7 protein-coding genes are annotated in these 14,176 nt (G+C 28.4%); all 7 read left to right on the top strand.

Features of this window, described 5'->3' with window-relative positions; genetic code table 11:
- Positions 1 to 44: 44 nt before the first annotated feature.
- The 7 genes from QMG30_RS03755 (at position 45) to QMG30_RS03725 (ending at position 14,156) form a co-directional block, all read left to right on the top strand.
- On the top strand, positions 45 to 2,831 hold the full coding sequence (locus QMG30_RS03755) for a hypothetical protein (protein WP_281812366.1): 2,787 nt from the start codon (positions 45 to 47) through the stop codon (positions 2,829 to 2,831).
- Between the two features lie 134 nt (positions 2,832 to 2,965).
- Entirely contained in the window at positions 2,966 to 7,900 is a 4,935-nt protein-coding gene (locus QMG30_RS03750) for an Ig-like domain-containing alpha-2-macroglobulin family protein (protein WP_281812364.1), read from the top strand.
- Positions 7,901 to 7,980: 80 nt separating this feature from the next.
- Positions 7,981 to 8,931, top strand: a complete 951-nt coding sequence (gene amrB / locus QMG30_RS03745; protein ID WP_281812362.1) for an AmmeMemoRadiSam system protein B — start codon at positions 7,981 to 7,983, stop codon at positions 8,929 to 8,931.
- 302 nt (positions 8,932 to 9,233) lie between these two features.
- Positions 9,234 to 9,998: an ABC transporter ATP-binding protein gene (locus QMG30_RS03740; protein WP_281812360.1), complete on the top strand. Its 765-nt coding sequence runs from the start codon at positions 9,234 to 9,236 to the stop codon at positions 9,996 to 9,998.
- Positions 9,985 to 11,874, top strand: a complete 1,890-nt coding sequence (locus QMG30_RS03735) for an ABC transporter permease (RefSeq protein ID WP_281812358.1) — start codon at positions 9,985 to 9,987, stop codon at positions 11,872 to 11,874. Before QMG30_RS03740 ends, QMG30_RS03735 begins: the two co-directional genes overlap by 14 nt.
- 188 nt (positions 11,875 to 12,062) lie before the next feature.
- Entirely contained in the window at positions 12,063 to 12,776 is a 714-nt protein-coding gene (locus tag QMG30_RS03730) for a lysophospholipid acyltransferase family protein (protein ID WP_281812356.1), read from the top strand.
- 342 nt (positions 12,777 to 13,118) lie between these two features.
- Positions 13,119 to 14,156 (top strand): LacI family DNA-binding transcriptional regulator, encoded by a 1,038-nt coding sequence (locus QMG30_RS03725; RefSeq protein ID WP_309298627.1) that lies wholly within the window; start codon positions 13,119 to 13,121, stop codon positions 14,154 to 14,156.
- Positions 14,157 to 14,176 lie beyond the last annotated feature (20 nt).

The raw sequence follows: 14,176 nt of genomic DNA, 5'->3' as shown, positions 1-14,176 counted from the left end.
ATATTGAGATTAAAAGTAATAAAATAAGATAATGGAGGAACATCATGAAACATACAATAAAAATAGCAATATTATTAGCTGTTGTAACTATATGCTTAACAGGATGCAAGGGGGAAAATACTAATCTTTCAACAGAATCTAATAAAAGCATGGAAGATTCAAATGGGATAGAGTCAATAGGTACAGATATAAATTCAGAAGCAGACCAAAAAGAGATCATTAAAATATGTGATCAGAAATTAAAAATTGCTATTAAAAAATATGATATAGATGATTTTACTCCAATAACAGAATTACCAGACAAACTTATATTCAGTGGTATGGATTTACCTGATAATTTTGAAATAGAAGATGTTGTAATTAAGAAATATGCTGGTATAGATTGGAATTACTCTAGTTATATATGTTCATTTCAATTGATAATCGGAGAAAGCCAAGGTGTATTTTCATTTGGTAATGGGGCATTAGAAAATGCAAAAGAAGATGAAAGTATCTTCCTTGACAGTAAATACAATCTACAGACAGGTTACTTAGACTGGGATAACCATATTGTATTGTTATCATATAATAAACAATTCGGTGAAATTAGTTATGATTGTTATGATTATTATGGTGAACCAATATGTAATTATCAGTTCAAAAACTATAGTAATGCGGATAATTTCAAAATAGTTTCTGCGGATATGTCTTCTTTTTACTTGATGTATGATAAAGATGATAAGAAAATGGTTGATACATATTCTTTTGGTGAAAAAGGTATATCATTAACTAAAAGGCAACAATTAAAAGATGATGTTGTTAATATATATGAAGATGAGAACACAATATTTGTTGAGTATATAGACAATAACAATCACTTCATAGCAATCTGTGATAAATCATTTGCAGTTATGGATGTTATTCAAATTGATAATAACATAAATGTAGAGTCATTTGATTATAAAATGGATAGAGAAAAATGTAATCTATTGTTTATAGCAAAAATAGATGGTAAATTATTTCAGAGTACAATGCCCATTAATAATAATTATTCTAAAATTCATCCATATACAGTTCTAGTTGACGAAGATTCCACTTATAATAAAAAATATGAACATCACTATATAATTAATGATGGATATTGGATATTCGATAATGGAATCAATGTAGAAGAAGATGAACTACTGGATGGCAATTATAAAGGAATTAATTATTTCAAATTAGTTAATGGTGATATTGTAAAAAGTAATTCAGAATATACGGCATGTCATATATTAGAAAAACCATATAATGATGTAGTAAGATTTATGAATATAGATGATTACTATGTAGGTCTTAACAGTAATGATGAGATTTGTTATATAGATAAAGATTATGAACATAAATGTATCAATGAAAAATTTATTGGTGAAAAGATGTCTTTTAGAAATGTTTTTTTCAATAAATCTGATGGAAGTACAACTTATATAAATAAAGAAGAGAAAACCATTAATACAATAACAAAAGATGGAGAAAAAAAAGTGCTAGCAAAAATTCCAGATGATATTTGGGAAACTGCTTATGAAGAACAGTATAATAACAATTTGAAAATGGGATATGATGAAGAAGGAATAGGTATTATTGGATATCACATTTTATATTATTATAGCTTTTCAGACAAGAATTGGCATACCATAAAAACAGAAGAAGAAATTAACTTTATAGTGAATTATGGTTACATATATAATTATCAAGGTATCACTAATAAATTAAATACTGATACATATGCTTTTGAGCCTTATTTCATAAACCGAAAGGATATATATAATACAATGGTTATTGACGACATATTATATGTTAATATGTTTAATGAATATGATATGTGCGAAGATGATACTAATCATATATCCTTCAATTCTGAATATGTACCATTTGAAACTACTCATGGAAAATATATGTTAACTGAATTAAAGCTATCAAAACAACATAAAGTTTTTAAAGAATATAAAAGTAATCGATTATACCATATGACTGAAAAAGAATGTAATCAAGTAATAGATGATCCTGTAAGATTATATAGTTTGTCAGATGAGGGAATTCTATATACAGGATATGAAGAAAAAGCATATTTATACTATTATGATTTAAACACAAAAACTATTGAAAAATTGTATAGTGATTCTTATGTAAATGATTTAGCATTGATAGATGGATATGCCTATTTTAAAACTGTTGATAGCTCACAATTAAAAAGGATTGAACTTCAAAACAAAACACTTGAAACTTTAGATGTAAAGGAATCTAGTTTGTATTTTGATTCATCTAGAAATTATATTGCGATCGCTTCAAAAGATGATACTACAATATATATTATAGATTTAGATGAATTTCAGATAATAGACAATATCGTTGGTGCTGATTTCAAATGGGATAATGATATATTGTATTATGATTGTAAGGGTTACCTATGTAAATATGATCCACTAAATAAACAAACTATCATTATGGCAAATATCACATATCCTTCTGTTGAAGGAATACACAATAATAATCTATATTATTTAGCTTGTTATGATGGACCAGCGGCTTTAGGAGTAATCCCTATAGATGAATCCTATGAATTTGAAGATGAGAGCAAGTCTATAGATTACTATTTAATATATAATGAAACACATTATTATTCACATTTACTACTATATAATAATCATACAAAAAGACTGAACTCCTTAGTGGATGCAGAAAAAATAACTTATGAAGTGAAAGATAATATAATAAGGTTTAAAGGGGAGTCATATGATACTGAGTCACAATGGAAAGAGGTCAAAGTTGAAAGGGGAGCTAATATAATCCAAGATAGTCCTAAATATTACTAGATTCTTAACTATAATATAGCGGCATATATTTACTAGACTGATAACATTATAAGTACAGATATACGGGTGTATAAATATATAATTACTCTAAGGTTTAGTTGAAATGAGTATAAAATAATTATAAGGAGTCTATAATGAGAAAAAATAATATTAATGGTAAACTGAAAAAAATAACTAAAAAACAGAAAATAATTACATGTATCTTAACATTAACTATAATTTCTTTAGTCGCAGCAAGCGTGATATTAATATCTGCTGATACCAAAAAAAGTAATGATAAGACAAAAAGTGTTATGAACGTAGCTCCAGAAAATAATAATTACATAGCAGATGACATTGATAAAAAAAATATTGAAAATGGGGATATAAGTATAGAACCACTTTCCAATACTCCATATGGTATTAAACCTGATTCAAAATTGAAATTAAGTTCTACTAAACCTATAAAAGAAGAAAATATCAAGAAAAACTTAAATTTCAGCCCTAATAAAAGCTATGATATCAAAAAGGTCAGTGACAAAGAATATATCTTATCAACTAATACGCCTTTTGAGAATAATGAAATAGTAAGGGTCACATACAATAAAGAAGAAGAAAAATTAGGTTGGGCATTCCAGACTATAAAAAAATTCAATATCGCTTCGACTCATCCATCTAGTGAGAGTAATGAGGTGCCTATTGATTCAGGTATAGAGATACAATTTACCAAAGAAATAGGAGAAGAAAAACTAGATGATTATTTTGAAATCAAACCTTTTGTAAAAGGTAAGTTCCGATATGAGAAAGATAAAATTATATTTGTTCCAGAGAAAAAATTACGAAAAGGAACAACATATGAAGTCACAATAAAAAAAGGTTACAGCAATAGTATTGAAACTATACAGGAAGATTATATGTATTCATTTATGACAGAACGATATAGTGATAGTAGCTATGTTAATTTACACGGAACAACAGAAGATCTTATATATCTAAAACCAGACGAATTACAATTTGTTGGTTGCTATTTCAGAAATGAATATTGTGAAGAAAATGGAAAAATTAATTTGACAATATATAAATATAATGACAAAGATGAGTTCATTAATGGTTATCAAGATAGAGATAATATAGATATTGATGAATACACTAAGGTTTTATCTAAAAGTCAAAAATATAAGTATGATGTTGAACTATTGCATGTTAATAGTCAAAAAGTCATTGAATTACAGACTTTAGAAGAAGGTTATTATTTCCTTAGGGCTGATATTGAGGGTTCATCAGATTGTATGTTTATAGAAGTATCACCATACAATGCATATACATCAATGGATCATGATAAATTTATGGTATGGATGGTAGATGGTAAGAACAGTAATCTAGTCAATGGTGCTGATGTCTTGATAGATAATGAAAAAGTTGGTACAACAGATGAAAATGGATTAGCTTTCATAGATAAAAATAAGAAAGAATATGATGAAGATGTATTGATTGAATTAAAAACAGAATCTGGCAACCCATTAATCATTCCTTTATCAGTTGATGATAGCGAAAAGGATCCTAACTGTATTTATTGGTCGTATCTATATTTTGATAGAGGTTTGTATCTACCTACAGACGAAATAAATATATTTGGATTTGTACAACATAGAGAAGGAAAAAATATTAATAACGTAAAAGTGCAGATGTACAATGACAAAAATACCCTTATGGATGAAAAAAATGTCAGACTTAGTAAGATAGGTACTTATGAGACTAAGTTCAATATTAATGATTATCTTTATGATTATGTTAGGATTCATGTTGTAGTGGATGATGAGTATATTATTGAAAAGGAATATGTTAACATCGCAAAATTTAAAAAGCCTACATACAAAATAGATACTTCTGTCGATAAGGATTTTATAATGATGGGAGATTCAATTACCTATAATGCAGGGGTTAGTTTCTATGAAGGGACACCAGCTCCTGAGGCAGAAATCGTTATTAATGCTTATGGATGTTCATTACATGGTAAAGGAACATCTGAAGGTGAAGAACTCAAATGTAATGATAAGGGTGAAAAAGAATTAAAATTAAATCCATATAAAGAAACTGATGATTGGCAGCCTGGAATTACATACATCAATACGTCGTATAATGGATTACAGAGTGATTATGTTAGCGATATGGCAAGTTTCATTTTATTTCCAAGAGATATTATGATAGAAACAAAAAACAAGAAAATATCTGATGAGGAAATTGAGATAACAGCTAATATCTCTAATGTTGATTTAACTAGTTTCGATGGAAAATTAAATGATTATGATTCTTTTAGGGGGAAAGGAGTTCCTTCAAAAGAGATTACAGTTGAAATAGTAGAACATTACTATGAAAAGAAATATATGGGCAAGGAATATGATTATATAAATAAAAGAAGTTATGATATTTTTGATTATAAATACCATGAAGATACTATAGATACAATAAAAGTTACTACTGATGACCAAGGTATTGCAAAATTTAATTTTGACCGAGTAAAAGATAAAAGAAGATATGAATTTATTATAAGAACTAAAGATAGTGACGGTAGAAAAATCGTTCATGAACATGATTATTCTAAAGCATATTATGAAGATAGCAACTATAGTAATAGTATCTCAAGATATTCATTGTTCCTAGAAAAAGAATATTATGATAGAACGTACAAGAAAGATGATAAAATGGAACTAACCATTAAACAAGGGTATTCACCAATACCAGAGAGGGATAATGATAAAGCTTTAATCTTAATATGTAAAGAAGGTATTATTGATTATTATATTAGTGATGATACTGTTATGGATATAACATATTTAGAAAAATATATACCTAATGCTAGTATTTATGTCATATATTTTGATGGTAAATCATTACACAATGATCATAATATGATAAATTGGATCCGATATGATTACGAAGATGAAGAATTAAACATTAACATAGAAACTGACAAAAAAGATTATAAGCCAGGGGATAAGGTTAAGGTGAAAGTCAGTGTGGCTGATAAAAATGGGGAACCAATATCAACTGATGTCAATATAAGTGTTGTAGATGAAGCATTTTTCGCTATATGTGAAGATAGTACAGATGCATTAAGTAGACTTTATAGAGATGCTTTTGGTTCAGGAATATTAGGTCAATTCACTGCGACTTACAATACTTATCTTGATATGTGTCATGCAGAATGTGGTGGAGAAGGTTATACTGATATAATCAGAAGTAAATTCAAGAATACTGCTGATTTTGATGTAATAAAAACAGATGAAAAGGGAATAGGATACAAAGAATTACAATTACCTGATAATTTAACTAGCTGGAGAATAACCTGTACAGCTATATATAATGATTTGAAAGCAGGCAAAGAAAAGTTCAATATAAATGCTAAGTTACCATTTTTCATATCATCTATAGTATATGATACCTATATGGAAGGTGATGATATAAAAGCCACTGTCAACACAGGTGGAACAAAATTGAGTAAAGATGATCAAATAAAATTCACTTGTACAATTGAGAATGAGAAAGGCAAAATTAAAGAGACTAGTACAGCTTGTAAAGGGCATGAATATGCTAATATTCCAATAGGGAAGCTTGAAAAAGGTAAATATAAGATTACTATTATGGCTGATACAGGTAAATATAAAGATGGTGAACAATATGATATTGAAATAAAAGATTCTCTACATTATTTTGATGTTATCAAGCAAGAAAATCTAAAAGAAGATATGGATATAATCAGCAATAATCAGTATGTAAATCTTACATTCCTTAACCAAGATTTATGTGATTATTTCTATAGTTTATTGAATTTATATTATTCTAGCTATAGTGATAGATGTGAATATGTAATTGTACCATATCTTGCAGGACTTGAACTAAATGATAACTTCAATAAAGAATTTCAAGTTGATGAGCAAAGATGTAAAGATTATGTAAACTATGATGGATTATATAATGATTTTGTCTACGGCAATAATGATGCACGAATAACAGCAAATCTAATATCAGTAGGATATATAGACGATAAAGAAAAGCAAACAAACGGTTTATTACAGGCAGCAAGAGACGAAAATATTAGTTTGTCAGAAAATATTGCCGCATTATGGGCATTATCATTGCTAGGAGAACCTGTTTTGCTTGAAACTAATGATATTTACAATCAAACATCAAAAACTTTTGAATCAGTTAGTTTTGAAACAATGTATATGATGCTTACATTAATAGAAAACGGAGAATTGCAGAAAGGAAAACAAATATATCAAAATATTAAGGGAAAATATCTAAAAAGTAAACATGAATCATTATATATAGATACTGATGATGCAGGCAATAAATATACTGCCATGATGATGGTAGCTGCTGTAAAATTAGGTTATTTGGAAGATGCAAAAGGAATGTATGACTATGTGGAATCCATCAATGATATAAAATATACTACCATTACTGAGAGACTCTATTATCTACAAAATGTAAAACCTAAGATGGATAATGTATCATTCCAATATAGTTTGAATGGAAAAACCAAGGCTATATCCCTCGGACAAGAAGATCATTATTCATTGAACCTAACTCCAGAACAAGCAGAAGATATTAAGTTCTCTAATATTGATGGAAACATCAGAGTTATAAAAGATTTTATTGGAACTGTTAAGGATGTAGATAAGACTGATAAGTATAGTATAGAAAGATTCTATACTGAAGATAGTGGTTCAGAAGACATAAAACAGGGTCAGATTGTTACAGTCCATCTGAAAGTAAATGTACTGGACAATCGCTTATCTTCTTTCGTAATAGAAGATATTCTACCTACAGGACTAACTTATTTAGGTGAAGTCAAGTCATATAATAATGATGACATCTATTTATGGGAAGATAATGAAGTTAGGCGTACTAAAATAAACGTGTATACTCATTCTTCTTATAGAGTATCTGATACTTATGAATTTGAGATTACTTATAAAGCGAAAGCTATTCTAGCAGGAGAATATATTGCAGAACCAGTGATAATCAGGGATAATATGAATAATAATATAACTTGTGGTGAAAAAGGTTCTATCAAAATAAAATAAATTGTAATAGCTGTCTTAAATAAGTTTTTGTAGCAAATAATAATATATATTTGAGACAGCTTTTCTAAAGGAATGAAAAGATGAAACGAACAATAATTAGTATTATAATATTAATAACAATAATGAATTTGTCTGCTTGTAATAGTGGAATAGAGAGTTCAGATGATGTAATTAATAGTAATGCAGAAGCAATTGATATAGTGATACCTCAAAAAACGGTTGATGTTAAAAGACCTCCTTCACTAGATAGTAGTGATTTTATTGATGAAATATCTTTTATCCAATCAATTAATGAAAGTAAGTTGATTAATGATGGAGATGATGATATTATTGCTGGCATACTACCTCATCATGGTGTAGCTTGCAACTATATTGCTTCATTATACAAAACCATTGCAGAAAATAAACAGCCAGATATAGTTATATTAATTGGACCTAATCATCCGGGAACAGGTCCTAGATTTCAGGTGGGTAATTTTGATTTTCAAACCAGAGAAGGAATCATTGAAAGCGAATCTAATATAATCAAGAAACTAGCTAGCAAAGACAATATTTCATTTGCGATACAAGAGGTATTTGAAAAAGAGCATTCAGTTGGAATTCATATGAATTATATTAAGCACTATTTTGATAATGCAAAAGTTGTGCCAATAACTATAGGTGAAACAAGAAATAATGATGGTATAACTGAAGTAGCTGAGGCAATTGCGAAAGAAATAGAAAATAAGAATTATATTATAATGGCTTCTATAGATTTTTCTCATTATCTTACCCTTGAAGAAGCTAATGAAAAAGATGAGATAACTAAAAAAATAATTGAAGATTCAGATGTGACTAAGATGTTACCTTTAAGCAATGACCATATAGATTCTCCATCATCATATGCGTTATTGATAGAATTACTAGATCAAATGAACATTGAATATGAGTGCAAGATAAATGGACATGATAATTCAGCAAATATATTAGATGAAAAGAAGGTAAAGGAAACTACAAGTTATTTTTCAGTAAGTTATATAAGCAATCAATAGCTATAATAATATTTTTCTTTAATAATAATAATTATGGTTAGTTACATAAATCATATATAGTTGTATTACTCTAAAAACTGCTTAATGAATAAGCAGTTTTTTAATTGAATAAGGAAATATCATATGTAACGATTATCCAGAAGATAATCTGAAAAATAATCTGTGATAGTAGCTTTATGACAAAAATGTAAGGTTACATGTTATATTGTAAGCTTTTAAAATGGATATTAATTTCTAATAAATGTAAAATACACTTAAAAGGTACGCAATATCGATAAATTTGTATTTTAGGAGGAATTACCATGGCAAAAGTAATAGAAACAAAAGGAATAAAGAAAATATATAAAGCTAAAGGGATAGAAACATATGCTGTTAACGGAGTGAACATTTCAATAGAAGAAGGTGAATTTCTAGGAATAATGGGTCCATCAGGATCAGGGAAAACTACATTATTAAATCTTCTGTCAACTATAGATATGCCTACAGAAGGAGAAGTATTTTTCAATGGAGTTAATATCGCAACAATGAAAGGGAAGAAATTAGCAGAATTCCGTAGGAAAAACATAGGATTTTTATTCCAAGATTTCAACTTGCTCAATAATCTCAGCATAATGGATAATATAGCTTTACCATTGGTACTATCTGGGGTTAAAGCATCAATCGTTAAAAAGAAAATTAATGAATTGGTTTCTTTTTTTGGTTTGGAGAAACATCTATATAAGTATCCATATCAATTATCTGGAGGGCAAAAACAGAGAGTTGCAGCCACAAGAGCATTGATAACAAAACCTTCTGTTATTCTTGCAGATGAACCAACAGGTGCACTCGATTCCAAAGCAGCGTCGGAATTATTGGAAAACCTAAGAAAAACTAATGAAAAATTTGGTTCAACTATTGTTATGGTTACCCATGATGCCTTCACAGCAAGTTATTGTGATAGGATAATTTTCATTAAGGATGGTACAGTCTTGACTCAATTAGAAAAAGAAAGTGATAAAAAAGATCTATACAAAAAAATATTAGAACAATTAGCCTGCATGGGAGGTATTAACCATGAACTCCATTAGTATTGCTTATAAAAACATGAAAAGTAATCTTTCATTATATAAACTACATTTTTTGGCATTAGTTTTTTCTGTAATGGCATATTATCAATTTTGTGCTATGAAATATAATCCTGAAGTGTTGACAGTTTCTGAGCAAGAGATGGTAGGTTCACTAGGTCAAGTTACAGCTATATTTTTAATAGTATTCTTGATATATTTCTCATGGTTTTCAAGTTCTTTTTTTCTACAACAGAGAAAGAAAGAAATTGGGTTATACACTTTAATGGGAGTCAGCAATTATAAGGTAGCTTTGATTTATGCTATGGAAAACTTATTTATGAGCATCTTAGCTATTGCTGGTGGATGTGTAGTAGGTGCATTGTTCGGTAAATTTTTTATGATGATCCTTTCAAGCTACTGCAACTTAGGAGCAGATATAGAATTCTTCATATCTGGCAAAGCTATTTTGGAAACAGCAGCAATTTTTGGTATCATAAGTTTATTCTTTTCAATAAAAGGATATATCAACATAATAAGAAGCAGTCTTCTATCATTGATAAATGCCATGAAAAAAGAAGAATCTGTTCCAAAAGCAAGTATTATTACAGGAATCTTATCTATAGTAGTTATAGGAGCTGGTTATTATTGTACTAAATTAGCTATGGGAGTCAATTTTCCTCTTTATATCCTAGTAACTACTATACTTGTTATAATAGGTACTTATATGTTATTCAGAAGTACAACAACAATCATATTGAAAAGATTGATTAACAATAAAAGAATACTTTATAGAAAAACTAATATAATGACTATTTCCAATCTATGTTATCGTATTAGAAGAAATTATAAAGTATATGCGACTATAGCAATACTTCTTACTTGTACTATTACAGCTCTAGGTACAGTTATGTCACTTAACTATACCAATAACAGTATTACAGATATAGATTACCCATTTTCATTTACTCTAATGTCACAAGGTCAGCCAAAAGATAAAGAAATAGATGAAATATTAAATGACAAACAGATAGAAATGGATTATGAAAATCAAATAGAATTTTTAATGATTGAGGAAGCAAAAACAAAAGAGTTCGGTTATGTATGTCCTACTATGATTAGATATGAAGATTATAAGAAAGTTATAGATAATGTTCAGTATAAATTTGATGATAGAATATTAGCAGATAAACCATTGAATGATTTTGAAGCTTTATTCAATCAAAATTCTCACACTATGTTCAGTTTATTTACAATAAAGGAAATGGACATTGATGGACAGAAGTTGAGTATAAGAAAAATGTTCAGAGCACCTTTATATGGAGTAGGAATACCTTTAGATGCTATTATAGTTAATGAAGATACCTATAAAGCATTTGAAGAACTTGGAGAAAAATACTATTTTCATGGTTATAAATTTAAAGATGATACAGTTTTCAACAAAGAATTAGAAACAAAAATGTCAGCTCTCACTGACGAGGGATATACATTTTTTAAAAATGGTAAAAAGGATTCCCAGACTAAGAACAATGTCATTAAAGTTGTGTATATATTAGGAGCATTTTTAGCATTAGTATTTATTATGGCAACTGGAAGTATCATATATTTCAAGATAATCACAGAGGCTATGGAAGATAAAGATAAGTATGCGATTTTGAGTAAAATAGGAATGGAAGATTCCACAATAAGAAAGGTTATCCGTACCCAAGTAGCTATGGCATTCATATTACCGTTACTGGTTTCTATAGTTCATACGGTAGTGGCTATAAAAGTATTAGAAAACCTAATAGGTATATTACTTAATACCCCAATTATTATTAGTATAGCTCTAGTATCATTAATATTCTTCTTATATTATATAATAACTGTAAAAAAATATTTGAAGCTTATTAGAGAGTAATTAGGTTTCCATCTTTAATTAATTGCATACGTATAAATGATGTTGTAAAAATTTAATTGAACCTGTATTTTATAGTGGGTTCCGAATATAAGGTTGGTACTAGGAATATAGTATTATTAATATAGTAAGTAGTTTTACTGCTCGAATTATGATATAATATTCGGTACTGACCTACGAGGAGGAACTATATGATACGCACAATTTATTGGTTCATTGCATTTTGGTTATACCAATTATTTAGTTTAATAGCAAAATTAAGATATTGGTTTTATGGGAAAAGGGGTAATGAGGAAAAGCAGCAAAAAGTTCTATGCAAAACAACAACAAAATGGGCAAAATTAATGATTAGACTTACAGGAAGTAAAATATCTGTAGCAGGGGTTGAAAATATTCCTGATAGAAATGTGTTGTTTGTTTCTAATCACCAAGGTAACTTTGATATTCCTATATTAATGGGGTATGTACCAAAATTAAAAGGATTCGTTGCAAAAGTAGAACTTGAGAATCTTCCAATTGTAAGTGGGTGGATGAAAAAGTTGGGATGTCTGTTTCTAGATAGACAAAATCCAAGACAATCCTTGAAGGTGATATTGAAGGGAATAAGCTATCTTAAGGAGGGTAATACATTAGTAATTTTTCCAGAAGGAACAAGAAGCAAAAGTAGTACAATCGGAGAATTCAAAAAAGGCAGTTTGAAATTGGCTACTAAATCAGGTGTACCTATTGTACCTGTTACAATTAATGGCTCATATAAGATATTAGAAGAGAAAAAAAGAATAAGAAAATCAAATGTGAATATAACAGTTCATCCTCCTATATATATGGATGATATGACAAAAGAGGATGAGAATAAATTAATTGATAGAGTGTATGAGATAATTAAATCAGGACTAGATAATTAAATAATATATGCAATAAAAAACAAGTGTCATTTGTGGATACTTGTTTTTTATCTTATAGGAAGTTCTACTTTTTAAGCATATGAAATATGAGCGTTTTCATATGCGCTAAGGAAACTTTCATAACGGACAAATCCGCTTTGTGGAACGAGGCATAGCCTTTTTTGTTCATTATATTGTATGATGAATGAATGTTATAAATGACTTTTTTTAGCTATTATTCATGAAGCAATTACTAAAGATTTCTTAAAATCTGAAATTATGCAATAAAAAAGGCTTGACAGAATAAGAATATGATAATATAATTAAAAAAAGAAAGTGTAAGCGATTACATTAATAAGAGGGGTGATAATTATAGCACCGATAACAATTAGCGATATAGCTAAAAAATCGAAAGTATCAGTTGCAACAGTATCTAGGGTGCTTAATGATTCTGATAAAGTTAAAGAACAAACTAAAGAAAAAGTTCTAAAAGCTATAAAAGAATTAAATTATGCGCCCAGTGATATTGCAAGAAGTTTATCTAGGAACATTACTAATACAATTGGAGTTGTTGTTCCTGATATTAATAACCCATTCTTTGGACAAGTTATAAAAGGAATTAGTTCTGTAACTGACAAGAATGACTTATATATGCTTTTATGCGATACAGATGAAAATGAACAAAAGGAAATGAAATTTATTGAAATGCTTAAGCGTCAAAGAATTAGAGGATTGATAATTACTCCAACAGCAGATAATGATAAATTTAATGCTAAATATTTGAGTATTTTAGAGAATCTTAATGTTCCTGTAGTTTTATTAGATAGAGATGTTAAGTATTCGAAATTCGATGGTGTATTTTTAGATAGTATTTCAGGAACTTATGATGCTATTGAGTGTTTTATTAAAGAAGGACATAGAAAAATAGCTATTATTTCAGGACCATTGAGTTCTAAACCAGGTAGAGATAGATTAAGAGGGTACAAAAAGTCTTTATCAATGAATGGAATTGAAATAGATGAAAGATATATATTTTATGGAGATTTTAAATTAAAAAGCGGTTATGAATTAACTAAACAAATCTTAAAAATGGATGATCCTCCTACAGCAATATTTGTATCCAATAACATGATGAATCTAGGATGCATAAAAGCATTGACAGAAGCTAATGTTAAGATTCCGGAGGATATGGCATTAATAGGGTTTGACGAAATAGAATTATTAAGTATTATGAATATGTATATAAGCGTTGTATCAAGGCCTACGGCACAAATGGGTGAAGTTGCAATGCAAATATTATTAGATAGATTAAATGAGAAGAATGTTGATAATCATGACACTAAAAGAATTATCTTATTACCAAAATTAATACTTAGAGGTTCAGAAAGAAAAATAAAATAATTTTTTTTAGAATGAAATGT

Origin of the sequence: Vallitalea longa (assembly GCF_027923465.1) — a bacterium.
GTDB lineage: Bacteria > Bacillota > Clostridia > Lachnospirales > Vallitaleaceae > Vallitalea > Vallitalea longa.
This window is presented reverse-complemented; position numbering and strand designations above follow the sequence as displayed.